At 64.0% G+C, this 17,838-nt stretch carries 17 protein-coding genes; 6 read left to right on the top strand and 11 right to left on the bottom strand.

The features are described from left to right. Positions 1-42: 42 nt before the first annotated feature. The 7 genes from D9R08_RS07420 to D9R08_RS07390 form a co-directional block, all read right to left on the bottom strand. Complete coding sequence (locus tag D9R08_RS07420) at positions 43-1,356, bottom strand: M16 family metallopeptidase (protein ID WP_121897405.1); 1,314 nt, start codon at positions 1,354-1,356, stop codon at positions 43-45. Next, complete coding sequence (locus D9R08_RS07415; protein ID WP_121897670.1) at positions 1,353-2,723, bottom strand: M16 family metallopeptidase; 1,371 nt, start codon at positions 2,721-2,723, stop codon at positions 1,353-1,355. Before D9R08_RS07415 ends, D9R08_RS07420 begins: the two co-directional genes overlap by 4 nt. Before the next feature lie 95 nt (positions 2,724-2,818). Further along, positions 2,819-3,331, bottom strand: a complete 513-nt coding sequence (locus D9R08_RS07410) for a DUF3035 domain-containing protein (protein WP_121897669.1) — start codon at positions 3,329-3,331, stop codon at positions 2,819-2,821. A gap of 44 nt (positions 3,332-3,375) precedes the next feature. After that, positions 3,376-3,849 (bottom strand): signal peptidase II, encoded by a 474-nt coding sequence (lspA, locus tag D9R08_RS07405; protein ID WP_121897404.1) that lies wholly within the window; start codon positions 3,847-3,849, stop codon positions 3,376-3,378. A gap of 21 nt (positions 3,850-3,870) precedes the next feature. Then, positions 3,871-5,460, bottom strand: a complete 1,590-nt coding sequence (gene purH, locus D9R08_RS07400) for a bifunctional phosphoribosylaminoimidazolecarboxamide formyltransferase/IMP cyclohydrolase (protein WP_121897403.1) — start codon at positions 5,458-5,460, stop codon at positions 3,871-3,873. 16 nt (positions 5,461-5,476) lie between these two features. Then, entirely contained in the window at positions 5,477-7,243 is a 1,767-nt protein-coding gene (locus D9R08_RS07395; protein ID WP_121897668.1) for a heparinase II/III family protein, read from the bottom strand. A 59-nt stretch (positions 7,244-7,302) separates the two neighbouring features. Beyond that, the gene (locus tag D9R08_RS07390) at positions 7,303-8,553 is read right to left on the bottom strand and encodes an RsmB/NOP family class I SAM-dependent RNA methyltransferase (RefSeq protein WP_121897402.1); all 1,251 of its coding nucleotides are present in this window, start codon (positions 8,551-8,553) and stop codon (positions 7,303-7,305) included. Positions 8,554-8,625: 72 nt separating this feature from the next. Between D9R08_RS07390 and D9R08_RS07385 the strand changes: the two genes are divergently transcribed. Further along, entirely contained in the window at positions 8,626-8,817 is a 192-nt protein-coding gene (locus D9R08_RS07385; protein ID WP_121897401.1) for a DUF1674 domain-containing protein, read from the top strand. 216 nt (positions 8,818-9,033) lie between these two features. On the opposite strand, the gene D9R08_RS07380 is transcribed toward D9R08_RS07385, so the two are convergent. Both D9R08_RS07380 and dapB read right to left on the bottom strand, forming a co-directional pair. Then, on the bottom strand, positions 9,034-9,387 hold the full coding sequence (locus tag D9R08_RS07380; protein WP_121897400.1) for a dihydrodipicolinate reductase: 354 nt from the start codon (positions 9,385-9,387) through the stop codon (positions 9,034-9,036). Between the two features lie 58 nt (positions 9,388-9,445). Beyond that, positions 9,446-10,258, bottom strand: coding sequence for a 4-hydroxy-tetrahydrodipicolinate reductase (gene dapB, locus D9R08_RS07375; protein ID WP_121897399.1), 813 nt, complete (start codon positions 10,256-10,258; stop codon positions 9,446-9,448). Positions 10,259-10,372: 114 nt separating this feature from the next. On the opposite strand from dapB, the gene rbfA reads away from it, so the two are divergent. Genes rbfA through D9R08_RS07350 form a run of 5 tightly spaced genes read left to right on the top strand, consistent with a single transcriptional unit; the run spans position 10,373 to position 13,908 of the window. Beyond that, complete coding sequence (gene rbfA, locus D9R08_RS07370) at positions 10,373-10,777, top strand: 30S ribosome-binding factor RbfA (RefSeq protein ID WP_121897398.1); 405 nt, start codon at positions 10,373-10,375, stop codon at positions 10,775-10,777. Beyond that, a complete protein-coding gene (locus tag D9R08_RS07365) occupies positions 10,774-11,520 on the top strand; it encodes a phosphodiester glycosidase family protein (RefSeq protein ID WP_121897397.1) in 747 nt (248 codons plus the stop codon). The genes rbfA and D9R08_RS07365 overlap by 4 nt, the downstream gene beginning before the upstream one ends. A gap of 34 nt (positions 11,521-11,554) precedes the next feature. Continuing rightward, entirely contained in the window at positions 11,555-12,457 is a 903-nt protein-coding gene (gene truB, locus D9R08_RS07360) for a tRNA pseudouridine(55) synthase TruB (protein WP_121897396.1), read from the top strand. Further along, a complete protein-coding gene (locus tag D9R08_RS07355; RefSeq protein ID WP_121897395.1) occupies positions 12,454-12,966 on the top strand; it encodes a DUF1643 domain-containing protein in 513 nt (170 codons plus the stop codon). Before truB ends, D9R08_RS07355 begins: the two co-directional genes overlap by 4 nt. A gap of 48 nt (positions 12,967-13,014) precedes the next feature. Then, positions 13,015-13,908, top strand: a complete 894-nt coding sequence (locus D9R08_RS07350) for an alpha/beta fold hydrolase (RefSeq protein WP_121897394.1) — start codon at positions 13,015-13,017, stop codon at positions 13,906-13,908. A gap of 51 nt (positions 13,909-13,959) precedes the next feature. Here the strand turns inward: D9R08_RS07350 and D9R08_RS07345 are convergent, their stop codons facing one another. Together D9R08_RS07345 and D9R08_RS07340 are read right to left on the bottom strand one after the other, a co-directional pair. Next, entirely contained in the window at positions 13,960-15,789 is a 1,830-nt protein-coding gene (locus D9R08_RS07345) for a calcium-binding protein (RefSeq protein ID WP_121897393.1), read from the bottom strand. Between the two features lie 344 nt (positions 15,790-16,133). Beyond that, positions 16,134-17,768 carry a calcium-binding protein gene (locus tag D9R08_RS07340; RefSeq protein WP_158598950.1) on the bottom strand — a complete coding sequence of 545 codons (1,635 nt, stop codon included), beginning with the start codon at positions 17,766-17,768 and terminating at the stop codon, positions 16,134-16,136. Between the last annotated feature and the right edge of the window lie 70 nt (positions 17,769-17,838).

The raw sequence follows: 17,838 nt of genomic DNA, 5'->3' as shown, positions 1-17,838 counted from the left end.
CTATGGGTAGCATGGCCTGCTCCGATTCGGAAACGCTTCCGCTCAATTGCCGGGTTCCAGCCCTTCGGGCTGCCCGACCACGACGAAATGCAGGTTCTCGGGCTGCAAGACCCGCGCTGCGACGCGCCGGATATCGTCCATCGTCACCGCGTCGACCTGCGCATTGCGGGTTGCGATATAGTCCACCGGCATTCCGTCCTGTTGCATGCCGGCCAGAATCCCGGCGATCGTGTTGTTGCCGTCAAAGCGGAGCGGATAGGCGCCGGTCATGAACAGCTTGGCGGCGTCCAACTCTTCCTCGGTCACGCCGTTCGTGGCGATATCGGTCCATTCCGCACGGGTGACGGCCACGGCCTCCGCAACCAGATCGTTGGACGAGGAAAACTGCCCCAGCATCATCGGCTGATGATCCGACAGGGCCAGATAGGTATAGATGCCGTAGGTCAGCCCCCGTTCAACCCGGACCTCCTGCATCAGGCGGGAGCGGAAGTTGCCGCCGCCGATGATCTGGTTCAGCACGAAGGCGGGGAAGAAATCAGGATCCTGCCGTTCGATCCCGCGATGGCCGAAATAGGCAACCGATTGCGGGGTTGGAAAATCGACAACCGTCGTGCCCCCGTCCAGCAGATAGGGGGCCGGGCCGGGCAGGGGGGCACCTTCGGCCGGCAGATCGCCCAGCAACGTATCCAGAAGCAGCCCGAGTTCCTCGGCGGTTATATCGCCCGCGGCGCCGACGAAAACCCGATCGCGGGCGAATGCCGCGCGATGGGCGGCTATCATATCGTCGCGCGTAAGGGCGCTGACAGAGGCGGTGGTGCCCTCCTGCGCGCTTGCATACGGGTGATTGCCGAATGCCAGCGCGTTGAACTGTGTGGCGGCGATGGTTGCAGGATCCTGCGCGTCGGAGTCGATGATCGACAGAACCTGGCCGCGCACCCGTTCCAGCGCCGCTTCGTCGAAACTCGGTGTCACGATCGCCTGACGCAGCAGGTCGGCGGCGTGGTCCCGGTTCTGCGTCAGCATCTGCGCATTGATGACCAGACTGTCGCGATAGGCGCTGAAATCGAACTCGGCGGCCAACGCCTCGGTCGCGGCGGCAAAACCCTGCGAGTCGAGATCGCCCGCGCCTTCCTCCAGCAGACCGGTCATCAGGAAGGTCGCGCCACGCTTGCCGGGCTCATCCAGCGAGGTGCCGCCCTGAAACCGGATATCCAGCGCGACGAAGGGGATCGAATGATCCTCCACCAGCCAAGCCGAGATACCGCCCCCCGGAGAGACGACCTCTTCGATGTCGACGGCCCAGGCAGGCAGCGCGAAAATCAGCGCGGTGATCGCGGTGAACACGGGGCGGATCATTGGGTCGCCTCCTCTGTCGCGATCTCGGCCTCTGGCGGTGCAGGCCGATCCAGATATCCGGTGACGGATCGGGTGTTGCCGCCGAAAATCAGTTCGGCCGCCTCCATCACATCCTCCACCGTCGTGGCCGCGATGACATCGGGCCAGGCCTGGACGTCTTCCACCGTCAGCCCGCTTGTCAGGGCGACACCATACTGTCGGGCCAGCCCTTGCACATTGTCCTGTGCGTAGATCTCGGACGCCGCGTACTGAAACTTGATCCGCTCGAACTGCTCCTCGTCGATGCCGGTTTCGAGGAATGTGGCGATGACACGGTCAAGATCGGCCTCCGCCTCCCCCAGGCTGACGCCCGAGACCGGCACGTTGAGAATGGTGAAGCTGGTGTCGTCGAGGCTCGTCCCCTGATAATAGGCGGTCGTGAAAAGAGAGCGTTCCTCTTCGATCTGCAAGGTTCGGCTAAGCACGGATGTCGTACCGCTCCCGCCCAGAACCTGCGCCAGAAGAGCCAGCGCGGCGGCCTCTTCCTGTGCGCCGCTGTCGCGCTCCGGGGCCAGATAGGCGCGGCTCACATAGGGGTTGGCGACACGTTCGTCTGCATAGCGCACGGTGCGGTCGGCGATATGATCGGGCTCGGACGGGCGCAGTCGCTGGGGCAGATCGGGCGAGGGTTCAAGCGGACCGTAATGCTCTTGGGCAAGGGCGCGCACCTCGTCCGGCTTCACATCGCCGGCCACGATCAGAATGGCGTTGTTGGGGGCATAGAACCGTTCGTAGAACTCCAAGGCATCCTCCCGATCCAGTGACAGCATCTCGTGCCGCCAGCCGATGATCGGGATACGGTAGGGATGGTTGAGGTAGAGGGCCGCGCGTAATTGCTCGTTGAAAAGGGCGCCCGGGCTGCTGTCGGTCCGCTGCGCGCGCTCCTCCAGCACGACGCTGCGTTCGGTCACCACATCGGCCTCGGTGATCACGAGATCCCGCATCCGGTCGGCTTCCATCTGCATCATCAGACCAAGCCGGTCGGCAGCCACCCGTTGGTGATAGGCGGTGTAATCCCAGGAGGTGAAGGCGTTGTCGGTGCCGCCATTGGCCTCCACGATCCGGCTGAACTCGCCGTTTTCCAGATCGTCGGTGGATTTGAACATCAGATGTTCCAGAAAATGCGCGATGCCGGAGACGCCGGGCGGCTCATCCGCGGCACCGGTGCGGTACCAGACCATATGCACCACGGCGGGGCTGCGATGATCCTCGATCACCACGGCTTCCATCCCGTTTTCAAGCGTGAACTGCGTCACCTCGCCGGCGGCCCAGAGTGAGGAGGGAAGCGTCAGGGTCAGGGCAATCGTCAACAGGCGGCGCAATATCATCAAGACCTCCGACAGGGCGGGAAACATAGGCGTTCACGGCAACATAAGCGCCGAAGCAGACGCATCAACCGTCCTGACGGGGCTGTGATGGGGAATCACTCGGCCGGTTCGGGTGGGGCGGCAGGCGTGCGGATGCCGGCGCGGCGCATCCGTTCCAGTTCGGCATATTGATCCAGCGACAGCGGGCCATAGGCGCGATGATAGACATTCACGTTGAAGACCCGCTCCAGCAGCCGGCCATCATTGTCGCGCCGGTATTCCAGATCCTCGCTTGCCAGTGTCTCGCGGATGCCGGCGCCGATACCAAACCGACCGGCATAACCGACCAGCCCGCCATTGTCGCGGCTGGCGCGGTCGATATTGCCGCCAAGGGCTGCGATGGCGTCGGCTTCCGGGTCGGGGTCGACGCGGTTGGGCCCGCCGGGGGTCGGCGGCGGCAGTTCAGCGAAGCTGGGCGGCATTTCAAGGGGTCGCGTCGGCAGGATCGAAAACTCGTCCGGTCCGTCCCCGTCCGCCGTGATGTTCAGCAGACGCGGGTCGCTTCGGCTGCATCCCGCAACCATGACCAGCACCAATCCCGTCGCTATCAGACCGCGCCACCGCATCATCATCGTCTCCTTCGGGCCGGGTGTAACCGATCAAACGTCCGGCGTCACGTAGTGATCTTCTTCGCATCCGCGAAGATGAGCAAGCCAAACGCGCCCAGAAATATCCCTATATCGGCAAGGTTGAAGGCAAATGGGTTCACGATGCCACAGCACGACACGTTCAGAAAATCCGCCACGGCGCCATAGATCACACGATCGAGGACATTTCCGAGGGCGCCGCCGACGATCGCACCCGCCGAAAGAAGCGCCACCGGACGGGTCAGCCCGGTCTTGGCCCACCATAGTATCCAGGCCGATATGGATACGGCCAAGGCGATCAGGATCCACCGCATTGCATCCGGGCTGCCTGAAAACAGGCCGAAATTGATGCCCGTGTTCCAGCCCATGTGAAAATTCAGAAACGGCGGCCAGACGGCGATATGCCCGATCTCTGCCAGCCGCATCCAGTGTACGACGGCCCATTTGCTGAGCTGATCGGCGGCGAACCAGAACAGGGCGGACAGGAAAACAAGGCGCATTCTGATAGGGGCTCCCTTTAATCAGTGCCGGAAGTGGCGCATGCCGGTGAAGACCATGGCAAGCCCGGCCTTGTCGGCTGCGGCAATCACCTCGTCATCCCGCATCGACCCACCCGGCTGGATCACCGCCCGCGCGCCGGCCTCCGCCGCGGCCATAAGTCCGTCCGCGAACGGAAAGAAGGCGTCGGAGGCAAGCACCGCCCCGATCGCGGGGCTTTCGGCCAGCCCCAGAACCTCGGCCATATCAGCGGCCTTGCGCGCGGCGATGCGACTGCTGTCCACGCGGCTCATCTGGCCCGCGCCCACGCCGACTGTCGCCTGATCCTTCACATAGACAATCGCGTTCGATTTCACGTGCTTGGCCACCTTCCAGGCAAACAGCAGATCGGCCAGTTCCCCGGGCTCGGGCGCGCGGCGGGTCACGACACGCAGATCTTCCGGCCCGATATGGCCATTGTCCTTGTCCTGCACAAGAAACCCGCCCGAAACCTGCCGGAAGCTGAGCGATGTGGCGCGCGGGTCCGGCAATCCGCCGGTCGTCAGAAGACGCAGGTTCTTCTTTGCCGCAAAGATCGCGCGCGCCGCCGGGTCGGCGCCCGGCGCAATCACGACCTCGGTGAAGATACCGGTGATCGCTTCGGCGGTGGCTGCATCCAGCGGCTGATTTAGCGCGATGATCCCGCCAAAGGCGCTGGTCCGGTCGCAGTCGAACGCCCGCCCATAGGCCTCCGCAAGGGTCGCGCCACGGGCCACACCGCATGGATTGGCATGCTTGATGATCGCGCAGGCCGGGCCGTCCGCCGGGTCGAACTCGGCGACCAGTTCGAATGCGGCATCGGTGTCGTTGATGTTGTTGTAGCTGAGCGCCTTGCCCTGATGCTGTTCGGCGGTCGCCACACCGGGCCGGGCGGAGCCGTCGACGTAAAACGCCGCCTGCTGATGGGGGTTTTCGCCATAGCGCAAAGGCTGTGCCAGAACGCCCGCGAACGCCCGGCGATAGGGGGTCTGATCCTGATGAGCCGCGGCCATCCAGCCCGACACCGCGGCATCGTAGGCCGCGGTTCGGGCATAGGCCGTCCGTGCCATCAATTGCCGAAAACCCAGTGCTGTCGCCCCGTCATGGGTGCTGAGTTCCGCCAGAAGCGCGCCGTAATCCTGCGTATCGACGACCACAGTGACGAATGCGTGGTTCTTGGCGGCGGCGCGGATCATCGCCGGGCCGCCGATGTCGATGTTTTCCACGCATTCCGCGTAATCCGCGCCCTTGGCGACGGTTTCTTCGAACGGATAGAGGTTCACGACCAGAAGATCGATCGCCCCGATCCCGTGGGTTTCCAGTGCGGCCTGATGGTCGGGATTGCTGCGCAGGGCGAGCAATCCGCCATGGACATTCGGGTGCAGCGTTTTCACGCGCCCGTCCATCATCTCCGGAAAGCCCGTTACCTCGGCCACATCCGTGACCTTCAGACCTGCCTTGCGCAGCGCCTCCGCCGTGCCGCCGGTGGAGAGCAACTCCACTCCGCGTTCGGCCAGGGCACGCCCCAGGTCCTCCAGCCCCGTCTTGTCGGATACGGAGATCAGCGCGCGGCGCAGCGGGACAAGCTCGGTCATGGTCGCTCCATCTGTGTCAGTGCCAGAGATCGTCCTGCTCGTAATCCCGGTGCCGACGCGGTGCATCGGTGGGTTTGGCCAGACTCCAGCTTACCGCGCTGCCATAATCGTTTAGCCGGGCGGAGAGAACGATCTGTTTTGTCGCGCGTGGCTTGAGCCGCCCTGTTTCAAGATAAACGGACTGATCGATCCGCATCTGCCCCTCGCCGCCATGGCGGAAAACCCATGTTTCGCCGCCTTTCACCGCCAGCGAAATCGCGTTGCCGCCCATATCCAGTTTCGCCTCCACATCGGGGTGCAGATGAAACCGGACCGAATAGCCAAGACCGTCGGGGCTCAACCGGGCCATCACCCGGTCCAGCACATCGCGATCCGTCTCTGTCATCGCCGCAAGCCCGTCCTCTCCGCGCAAGAGCCGCCCGTCCTCCTCCAGCGACAGGCTGCGCAGATGCAACAGGCCATGGGTCTTTCGATAGCCGTCATGGCTGAGCGCAATGGACCGTGCGCCGCCGCTTTGCGACTGCTGCACCTCCACCGTTTCCGGCCCGTCGATCAGGCTTTGCCTGACCACACCGTGATCGGAGGCGCGGGGGCCAAGCCGGGATGAGGAATACCCCTCGATCGACAATGTCGAATGAGACGGGGTTGCCCGCCCGGCGCGCCGCCAGTCTGCGCCGAAGCTGGCGCCGGAGCCGCAGTTGACCACCACGGGGCGGCGGCCCGAGGACAGCTCAAAGGCCAATGTGCCCGCATGGGCGTTGAAGGCGCGGGCGCCCATCATTGGCGGGGCCGCGTCGACCAGCACCGACACACGCCCGCCCGAAAGCCTTGCATATCCCATGGCAAGCCCGCTGGTGAGCCCGGGCCGCACACCGGATTGTGCCAGCGCGTGATCCAGCCGACCGGGCGCGCCCCGGCCGCCGCCGTGAAACCGCGCCAGGCTGCCATCGGAATGGCGAAGGCTGCGCAGTGTTGGTGCGATCCGCATGATCGCGGTGTTCACGGCCGGATCGGGGCGCCTGCCGGTTTCCCCGAGAATTGCCGAAACCCAGGTCAGCAGCGTGAACACCTCCAGCAATTCCTCGGGGTTGCGGGTGACGATGCCGCCGCTTGCGTCGATCTCGCGCGCGCATTCCTGCGCCAGTGCGCGCAAGGCCGGGGTCAGGTGCCGTTCCATCCCGGTCAGGGAGCAGGCGGAGTAGATCAACCCGGTCAGTGTCTCGAAACGGGGCAGCCCGTGCGAACTGGCCCGCCATCGCCGGGCCAGAAATTCCGTCTGCCGGCCGAGGGTTTCGTAGAACAGCCGCCCGACCAGACGGTCCTGTGCGTTCATCAGGAACAGCGCGTGATTGATCCAGCGGATCTGCCGCCGCCCGGTCAGATCGGGTGTCCAGCCGGGGCCGGCCCCATGTCCATATTGCTTCAGCCAGTCGGCGAGCCAATCTTGCGCGATCGGCCGGCCGCTGCCATCTGCGACCGCGGCCAGATGATCCAGCCATTCGAACCCGTGCAACTCGTCTTCGAACGCGTCACTTGGAGGATCCAGGGCCCAGGGGCTGGTGTCCGGCGCTTCGACGAAGATGCCCGCAAACATCAGGTTGCCGGCCATCAACTGCCGCCCGCGCGCGTCGCTGCCTATGGTGCGCGGTTCGGGTTGCGAAACGAAGCCGCGCGCTGATTGTCCCAGTCCGGCCCGCCACGCGGCCAGCCGGTTCTGCAATCGCGTCTTGCGTCCGGGGCGCGCCCGCAGGGCAACGGGGGCAGGGGACAAGGGGTCTGACATGATGGCGATGAGCTGCTCTGCCTGTTTTGTGCGCAGGATACCCGCGCGCGGGGACAGTGTCACCGCCTTTGCAGCAGCGCCATGTAAAACCCGTCCATTCCGCCGCAACCGGCCCAGAAATCCGGCCGCAGCCGGAGCCCGCCCTCGGGGCTGCACCATCCGGGTTCGCCCCCCAGAGAGACGGGATCGACAGGTATGATCTCAAGATCGTTATGTCGCTTGAGTGCGGCTTTCACCTGGTTTTCGCCTTCGTTCGGCAATAGCGAACATGTGCAGTAGACCAGCCTCCCGCCGGGCTTCAGAAAATCTTTCGCCCGGTCCAGCATCTGCATCTGCAGCCGGGTCAGGGTTTCGACCTCCTCGGCGGATTTTACAAATGGCAGGTCGGGGTGGCGCCGGATCGTACCTGTCGCTGAACAGGGTGCATCGAGCAGCACCGCGTCGAACGGCCCGCCGCTCCAGTCCAGTATGTCGGCGATCACGATCTGCGCGTTCAGCCCGGTTCGCGCCAGGTTTTCGCGGAGCCGCGCCATCCGGTCTTCTGAGATGTCCAGCGCGGTGACCGCCGCGCCGCGCGCGGCCAGCTGCAGGGTTTTGCCCCCTGGTGCCGCACACAGATCCAGCACCGAGGCGGACGCGACATCGCCCAGCAATCGCGCCGGCAGGGCGGCCGCGGCATCCTGAACCCACCAAGCGCCTTCGGCATATCCGGGCAGCGCGGAAACTTGCCCATGTTTCAGACGCAGGCTTCCTGTTGGAAGCGTTTCCGTGCCCGGCACGGTCACGCCGTCGGTCTTGGGTGTCAGATCGATCGGCGCGCCGGCCTGATGGGCGGCCTCGATCGCCAGCAGCACGTCATGACCGAAAGCCTTGCCGATCGGCTTGCGAAGCCAGACGGGAAGCGGATGGGGCGGGGTCTTTTCCCAGACTGCGGGGCCGTCCTCGGCCACCTTGCGCAGAACCGCATTGACGAGGCCGGAGGCGCGCGCGGTGCGGGGATGCCGTTTCGCCAGCGCCACGGCGCTGTTCACGATGCCATGGGCGCCACTGCCATCCACCAGAAGCTCATAGGCCCCGAGGCGCAGGATGTTCTGCACCGCCATGTTGGGCCGTCTCGCCAGATAGGGGCGCAGCACCGCGTCGAGCCGCCCCAGATGGCGCAGCACCTCGGCGGTCAGCCGCTTGGCGCGCGCCGCATCCGCCGGCGGGAGTGCGCCCGTGTTCACATGGGACAGGAGCCGCTTTTCCCAGAGCACTTCGTAAAGTGCGTCCAGCGCTGCGCGGCGGGCGTCCAACCCTTCGAGCGACATGCCTCTAATCCTCTTGCTCCGCCGATCTGCGGACGTATATCACAGAAGGGAGCCACACAAGGAGCGCCCGGAATGTCCGACGCCACGACAGAAGAGGACCGGCCAGCCCTGCCGCCAGCGGCGGAACGGGCCTTGGCCGAAGCGGAAGCCCGCCGCAAGGCGCGCGGTGAGTCCGTCCTGCCGACGGAGTTGGGCGGGCGTGACGGGCCAGAGCCGGTGCGCTATGGCGACTGGGAAAAAAAGGGCCTGGCAATAGATTTCTGAGGCAAGCAGACAGCGCCGCATTGCGCCCGATGATCTTCTTCGGGACTGTTGCCGCCCCTGACACGGATCTCTCGGGCGTCTTTCACCCCTACCCAATCCACGATGTATGCCGGAGCAAGCCCGGGGCGTAATGTGTTTTGCGCGAGACCGGGAAGACTGGTTCGGCAACGGGTCTCCCGCACCGCATCCTGTTTTCTGATCATCATGCGGATGCGTCTATCGCAGGCGCAGGTCCGCATAAATCCCGGCACCGCGATCCGAGGTGAACCGCAAGGTGTTGCCGTTCACCTGAACCAACTGGCAGTTGGGACCAAGATCCTCGTCCCCGTAAAACAGATCGCGGCAGAAATACCGGCCATCCCAGTCCCACTGACCGGTCACCGGGGAGCCGAAGGCGCGCCCCACAATCTCTCCACTCGGGGCGACGTTCAGGCGAATGCCGAAGCGGGTCAACTCACGGCCCTCGACCAGGCTCACGAAACTCTCGCGGCTGTCCACGATGCTGAACTCTTCGGCCATGGCTGGCGCCGTCATACTTAGTGCCACCGCCAGTGATATGCTGCGCAGCATCGCGGATCTCCCTGTTTCCCTTTGCACAAGCGCAATACGGATCAGGGGTGGTTCTGGATCACCGCAATCCCAGAACGCTCGCCATCGAGAACTCGCCCGGCCCCTTGCCCTGACCCCATAGGGCCGCTTTCAGCGCACCGCGCGCGAAAATTCGCCGGTCCGTGGCCATATGGCGGAGTACGACCCGTTCTCCCGGGCCCGCGAAAAGCACATCATGCTCCCCCACGATGTCGCCGCCGCGGATAGCCGAAAAGCCGATCCGCCCGGTTTCGCGCGCGCCGATGATGCCGTCCCGGCCCCGGTCCGCCACATCATCCAGCGCGACACCGCGCCCCTCGGCCGCCGCTTCGCCCAGCATCAGCGCCGTGCCCGAGGGCGCATCGACCTTCTGATTGTGATGCGCCTCGATCACTTCGATATCGAAATCCTCGTCCAGTGCGGCGGCCACCTGCCGGGTCAACTGGACCAGCAGGTTCACGCCAAGGCTCATGTTCCCGGCGCGGACGATCGTCGCATGGTGGGCTGCGGCGGCAATCTTCTCCAGATCCGCGGCGGAGAGACCGGTCGTTCCGATCACGTGGACGCAACGCGCCTGCGCCGTCAGAAGCGCATGGTCGACGGTGGCCTGCGGCGAGGTGAAATCGATCACCGCCTGCGCCTTGGCGATCACCTCCAGCGGGTCCTCGAAAACCGGCACTCCATTGCGGGTGCCCCCCATCGCCTCCCCAAGATCCTGGCCGATCCAGGCGTGGCCTGTCCGCGCGGTCACGCCAACAAGATGTGCCTTGTCGCTGGCCTGAATGGTTTCGATGAGCATTCGGCCCATCCGGCCGGAGCCGCCCATCACGGCGATGCCAACAGTTTCGCTCATAGTCGTCCCTCCGGGCTTTGGCTTGGATGTAACCGAAGGCCACCCGGTTCGCAAAGCGCTTGCTTGCACCGCGCCCGGTGATTCCATAAGTGCTGGGGTCAGAGGATTGAGCCAATGGCAAAGAACAAGTTCCATGACGGTCCCGGCCCGTCGCAACGCCAGCTGCGTGTGGGAGAGCTGATCCGCCGCACCCTGGCCGATGTGCTGAACCAGGGCGACGTGCATGACCCTGAGCTGAACGCGATGTCGATCACCGTGGGGGAGGTGCGCGCCTCGCCCGATCTGAAGATCGCCACAGTCTATGTCATGCCGCTTGGCGGTGGTCAGCGGGAGGAGGCGATCGAGGCGCTAAAGCGCAACCGATCGGAGCTGCGCCGCGCGATCAGCCGCGAAATGTCTCTGAAATACACCCCCGATCTGCGCTTCGTGATCGACGAGACCTTTGACCGGATGGATGAAAGCCGCCGCCTTTTCGCGCAGGAGAAGGTGCGCCGGGATCTGGAGCGTGATCCGGAATGATCCACCCGGCCATCCTTGCCATTGTCGCGGGTCTTCTGGCCGCACCTGCAGAGGCCGCCTGCAACGCCGTGACGTACGACGGCGCGCGCTTCACGGTCTGCGAGATAAATACCGAAACGGATGACATCAGGCTGTTTCTGCGCGACGCAGAGGGACAGGTCTACGGCTCTTTCACGAGGGTCGACCAAAGCCTGCCGGAGGGGCAGCGGCTTGGCGTTGCCATGAATGCCGGCATGTTCCATGACGACCGCGCGCCCGTGGGCCTCTACATCGAGGACGGCGTCGAACAGATGCGCGTCATCACGTCGGACGGGCCGGGAAACTTCGGCCTGTTGCCGAATGGCGTGTTCTGCCTTGAGGACGACGGCGCGCAGGTGATCGAAAGCCGCGCCTATGCCGCGGACCCGCCTGACTGCCGCTATGCGACCCAATCCGGGCCGATGCTGGTTATCGACGGCGCGCTGCATCCGCGCTTCATCGAAGACAGCGACAGCCTGAATATCCGCAACGGTGTGGGGGTCGACGAGACCGGCACGCGTATCTTCATGGCCATTTCCGACGATCAGGTGAATTTCCACCATTTCGCGCGCCTGTTCCGCGATGGTCTCGGGGTGCCGAACGCGCTCTTCCTGGATGGCCGTGTCTCGCGTCTCTATGCCCCTGGGGTCGGTCGCAGCGATCTGGGCTTTCCCATCGGGCCGATTCTGGGCACGGTTGTTGACGACGCCGCGCCGGGCAGGTAGCAGACCGGCCTTCACCGGGAGGACGGGAACACTCATGGGGCGCACGCGCAAGGGACGGGATATCTCCGGCTGGCTGGTGGTCGACAAACCCGCCGGGCTGACCTCCACCACTGTCGCGAACAAGGTGAAATGGGCGTTCGAGGCCAAGAAAGCCGGCCATGCGGGCACGCTCGACCCCGATGCGACCGGTGTGCTGGCCGTGGCTCTCGGGGAGGCGACAAAGACAGTGCCTTATGTCACCGATGCATTGAAAGCCTACAGATTCACGATCCGCTTCGGACAGGCCACCAATACCGACGATGCTGAAGGCGAGGTGATCGCCACGAGTGATCTGCGCCCGTCCAACGAGGATCTGATTGCCGCACTGCCCGCATTCGAAGGCGATATCGAACAGGTTCCGCCGCAGTATTCCGCCGTCAAGATCGACGGGCAGCGCGCCTATAAGCTTGCCCGCGACGGCGAAGAGCTGGAACTCGCTGCCCGACCCCTTTTCGTCGAAAGCCTGAGCCTGCTGAACCGTCCCGAGCCGGATCACGCCGAACTGGAACTGGTCTGCGGCAAGGGGGGGTATGTCCGCGCGATTGCCCGGGATCTGGGCGACGCTCTAGGCTGCCACGCACATGTGCGCGCGCTGCGCCGCATCTGGTCGGGTCCGTTCGATGTGGAGGATGCGGTACGTTTCGAGCAGATCGAGGCGCTTGCCCGCACCCCAGAGATTGATGCGCTTCTGCTGCCGGTTGAAACCGGCCTGTCGGAGTTGCCGCGCCTCACATGCACCGATTTGGGAGCGGCCAAGCTGAGAAACGGCAATCCCGGGGAGGTTGCCACGGCGGCGGATTATGGCGAGGAATGCTGGGCCGCGCATAACGGCACACCGGTCGCCGTGGGGATCTATCGCAGCGGCATGTTGCACCCAAGCCGGGTTTTCAACCTGTGATCACGCGCAGCTACCAGAAGGATGATGCAAAGTCCGTCGCCGTCTATTCCGATTGTGAGAGGTATCGCTATTCGCTCACCCGTGTCTGGGATCCTGCCGGGAGGCGCGCGTTATTCATCATGCTGAACCCCTCCACCGCGACCGAAGTACAGAACGACCCCACTGTCGAGCGCTGCGAACGTCGGGCCCGCACCCTTGGTTTCGGGGCATTTCGCGTATTGAACATCTTCGCATGGCGCGACACCGATCCGCGCCATATGCGCGCCGCGGCCGATCCGATCGGTTCTGCCAATGATGCGGCAATCCTTGAAAGCGTCCCCTGGGCGGATCAGACGATTGCGGCATGGGGCACCCATGGCGCATATCTGAATCGCGGCCCCGAGGTCGAGGCGATGCTGCGCGCCACCGGTACGCCACTGCATCATCTGGGCCTGTCGAAGGATGGCCACCCGAAACACCCGCTTTACATTGCCTACTCGGTGCAGCCCGTGCCATGGCTTAGCGATTGACCGTGATCTGTTGCAGCGGCAGGCTAAGATCAAATCAGGAGGGCGCGCATGTCAGACATTCCCGGCTTCACCCGATCAATGATCGCCACCAATAGCACCCGCCTTTCGGTCCACCATTCGGGCCAGGGCGCGCCGCTGATCCTGCTTCACGGATACCCGCAAAACCACATGAGCTGGAGCAAGATCGCCCCGGCGCTGGCCGAGGAGTTCCACGTCATTATCCCCGATCTGCGCGGTTATGGCGAAAGCGATATTCCCCCAAATGATGACGAAAATCGTGTCTATTCCAAACGCGAAATGGCGCTGGATATCGTCGGCCTGATGGATGCGCTCGATCTGCCCCGCGCGCATGTCCTCGGCCATGACCGGGGCGCGCGCGTCAGCTATCGGCTTGCGCTCGATCACCCGGATCGCGTGGACAGGCTCGGGATCATCGAGATTGTCCCTACCGGCGATTTCTGGGCCCAATGGGGCGCGGACCTGGCGATGAAAGGCTATCACTGGACCTTTCTTGCCCAACCTTCCCCGTTGCCCGAACGGATGATCAACGCCGATGGCCCGGCCTATATGGACTGGACATTGGCAAGCTGGACCCATGCGGGCGACCTGTCGCCCTTCACCGCGGATGCGCTGGCCAGCTATCGCCGGCAAGCAGCGGACCCGGCCCGCGTCGCCGCAATGTGCAACGATTACCGCGCCGGGGCCACATTTGACCGCGCTCTGGACGAGGCCGACCGCGCCGCGGGCCGCAAGATCACAGCACCGCTTTGCTTTGTCTGGGCGCGCGGCGGTTTTCCCGCCCGGACCGGTGATCCGCTCGGGATCTGGCAGAACTGGGCCGTGACGGTGAGCGGGCAGGAAATCACCGGCTGCGGCCATTTCGCGATGGAGGAAGTGCCGGATGCCGTGCTGGACGCCATCCTGCCCCATTTCCGGGCCTAACCCCTTCGGAACAGCGCAACGCCGTCCCGAAGGGCTCCCACGTAAACTGCGTCAGGCGTTCTGCGTCATAGATGTAAGGGTGATCTGAGCCGGATTCAGACCTTGAGCGCCGACCGCCCTCAGCACAATCTCGCCATCCAACAGTATATTGGCCCCAGTACCGTCGGCGAAGTCCACAACCGTCACCTCGGGATTGGGCGACAAAGCACCATTGTATTCCAGTTCGATGCTGTCTTCGGTCGGGTTGAAATCGGTGACAACGGGCGCATCCACAGATGTCTCGATATAGTCACCCGATACGAATGTGTCGGCACCTGCGCCGCCGGTGGCTTCATCGCCCTCGGTCATCTCGATCCGGTCATCGCCATCGTTGCCTCTCAGCATGTCCGAACCCTCGTCCCCAATCAGCGTGTCATTTGCGGCACCACCTCTCAGAGTGTCATCGCCCTCGCCGCCGATCAGGATGTCGTTGCCGAACCCGCCAAACAGGCTGTCATCGCCGGCACCACCGTCCAAGCTGTCGGCACCGCCCTCACCCAGCAATGTATCGTCGCCATTATTTCCATCGATCATATCATTGCCGGTCCCGCCCAGAAGCGTATCCTGACCGAACCCGCCGCGCATTTCATCCGCGCCCTGACGGCCGAACATCACGTCGTCGCCCAGGCTGCCACCAAGCGTGTCATTGCCAAGCCCGCCGTCAACGGTATCGTTGCCGAGCCCGCCATTCAGGCTGTCATCGCCGGCCTCGCCAAGAATGCCATCGTCGCCATCGCTGCCGAATACCGTGTCATCGCCATCGGCGGCTGAGATCTTGTCGGCGGCGTTGGTGCCGAAGATACGTTCCGCAAAGTCGGTTCCGGCAATCTCACCGCCATTGCCGGGCGCGCTGATATCCGGGCCGGTTCCGGGTGTGGTGCCCGGACCGCCGGGCGCCATGATCACATCGGACAGGCTCAGCCCCGTAACACCGGAGAGGTGCAGGATCTGAACGCCGTCGGCCAGAACACGGGTATCGCCGGGGTCCGTCGCTTCATCGAAGGTGATGTCCGGGTTGGTGTTTGCGCCGGTAAACCTTAGTGCCAGACGGTCCGTGCCCGGTTCGAAATCGCGGATTACCGGAACCGGCTCGCCACTGCCTGCGATCACCGTTCCATCGGCAAAGAAATCATCGGCACCAGACCCGCCCGCGGCCACATCGCCATTGCCAAGTACCAGAAGGTCATCGCCATCGTTGCCGAAAAGACTGTCGGCCCCCTCGCCGCCGTCGAGCCGGTCATTCGCGGCCCCCCCTCTCAGGGTGTCGTCGCCTTCGCCCCCATTCAGTGTATCGTCGCCGAACCCGCCAAGCAGGCTGTCATCGCCCGCGTCGCCGTTCATCAGGTCCGCCCCACCATCGCCGAGAAGGGTATCATCCCCACCATTGCCGTTCATCGTGTCATCGCCGGTGCCGCCCAGAAGTGTGTCTTCGCCGAACCCACCGCGCATTTCGTCGGCACCCTGGCGGCCAAACATCACATCGGCGCCCAGACTTCCGCCAAGACTGTCATTACCGAGCCCACCATCGATCGTGTCGTTGCCAAGCCCGCCACTCAGGCTGTCATTGCCGGCTTCGCCCAGAATGCCGTCATCGCCGTCTCCGGCGAAGACGGTGTCGCTGCCGCCGCCAGCCTCGATCTTGTCGGACCCGTCCGAACCGAAGATGCGCTCGGAAAGGTCGGAGCCGGTGACATCGCCGCCGGTCTCCGGCGCGTTCAGATCGGGGCCTCTCCCGTTGTTCTGGTCGGAGGTTTCATTGTCGTTGTCATCATCACCTGAAAAGACCTCGCTGACCAGAAACCCGACCAACAAGAGTGACAGAAATCCGCCGGCACCCAACATGATAATCCCTTCCTTGTTACTACAGACACAGCCGGGGATGATGCAGACGCATCTGCAAATCGCGATGGTCGCTTTGCGCTCCAAGACTGGCCCGAACCTGCGGCATGCAGATTGGAATCGACGCAAGTCGGGCCGGGAGAACCTATCAGGGATTAACAAAGTGTTAATATCGAAAACGTCAAAAATCGGGCGGATGGCACCATAATCCGGCCCTATCGTTTCCTTATTGTCGCCAATATTGCACGCGGTAAAAAACTGTCCAGGATTGGCGCCGTCCTTCACCGATCCGGCGTCACGGAAGCAGCGGCAACCGGGCTATTTTCGGGTTGCTGATTCTGTGGTGTTCAGACCCCTTGCGAGCCCTGTGCCAAGTCGATCTGACGCAAGGAAATTGTGCCGGGATCAAGCCCCTGGGCCCCATTGGCCTTCAGAACAACTTCGCCATTCAGCAGTATATCGGCGCCGCTGCCATCTGGAAAATCGACGACCGTAATGACGGGATCCGGCGTCACAGCCTGGTCGTACATCACCTCGATTACATCTTCGGCCGGGTCGAAATCCGATATCAACGGAGCGTCCCCATCCGGGTCGATATAGGCGCCGGTCGTGACCGTGTCGGCACCCGCGCCCACAAAGATTAGGTCGTCGGTCCCGGCCATGATGATGTCATCCCCTTCGCCGCCGTCGATCACATCGCCCTCATCTTCGTCGAAAGGGCCGAACATGTTGCCTTCGCTGGAAAAAGTGCCATCGAGCCGGTCGTTGCCCGCGCCTCCCTCCAGCATGTCGGCGCCAAAGCCGCCCTGCAGGTAGTCGTCTCCGTCGTCGCCCTGCAGCGCATCGTCCCCGTCGCCGCCGAAGAGCATGTCGTCATCCGCGCCGCCTGCGGCATCGTCGTCCCCGTCGCCGCCGGCCAGCAGATCGCGCCCCGCGCCGCCACTCAGCGCATCGTTGCCCTCATCACCGTAGAGTTCGTCATGCCCCGAGGCACCCTCAAGGCTGTCGTCGCCGTCATCTCCGAAAATCGCATTGTTCCCAGAGTGACCGACAAGCCTGTCGTCGCCCGGTCCGCCGGTCAGCGCATCGGGCCCGCCCCGCCCGAAGATGTCGGAAAAATCTGCGCGCGCGCGCAGCATGTCGTTCCCGGTTCCGCCATTCATCAGATCGCCGCCCGCCGCGGCATCCGGCGTCACGCGGTCCTCCTCGCCCGGCAGATGGCTTTCGTCATCCACAGCGGTCTCCCCCCCGGTCCCGAGTGCCACCAGAGCGATGTCATCCATGCTGACCCCGGTGGTGCCGTTCAGAACCGCCATGACCACATCGGCCGATCCGACCACGGTGCTGCCCGGAATGCTGTCCGTGTCGAGGGTGATATTCGGCAAGTCGTCCGCTGTTGCGTCGAACTCCAGCACCAGCCTGTCCACGCCGGGTTGGAAATCGACGATCTCCGGCGCCGGCTGATCTGGGTCTTCGTCGGCGTCAAAGACGGTGTAGAAACGATCGCTCCCATCTCCGCCCGTGGCTGTGTCCCCGGTGGTCAGTATCAGGTCGTCGTCGCCCTCGCCGCCGTCCAGACTGTCGTCGCCCTTTCCGCCATTGAGCCAGTCCATACCCTGCCCGCCGGAAAGGCTGTCATCGCCGTCTTCCCCCTCCAGCACGTCATCGCCGACCCCGCCCTCCAGCGTGTCGTCGCCGTCGCGACCGAACATGTCGTCATTGCCGCCAAAGCCGCGAAGGAGATCACCAAGCCGGGAGCCATAGATCGAATCATGCCCATCCGTGGCGTCGGCGCCCGAAGCACGGCCATCCGGCTCGCTGATGAAATTTCCGTCGTCGGAGGTCGCGGCATCGCCTTCCAGGGTGCCGGGGTCACCGTCTGGCGCAGGTTTGTCCTGATCGCCATCGTGCTGATCCGCCAGTAAGCCGCCAACGGCCACACCTGAGCAAAGAAGGGCAATCAAACCAGTAGCAAACAACATCGTTTTATCCTTGGGCGGAACCATCACCGAGGCGGACAGGAAAGAGAGAAGGTTCGCCGTTCTGGCGATG

Source organism: Rhodophyticola porphyridii (assembly GCF_003688285.1).
In the GTDB taxonomy this organism is placed as follows: Bacteria; Pseudomonadota; Alphaproteobacteria; order Rhodobacterales; family Rhodobacteraceae; genus Rhodophyticola; species Rhodophyticola porphyridii.
This window is presented reverse-complemented; position numbering and strand designations above follow the sequence as displayed.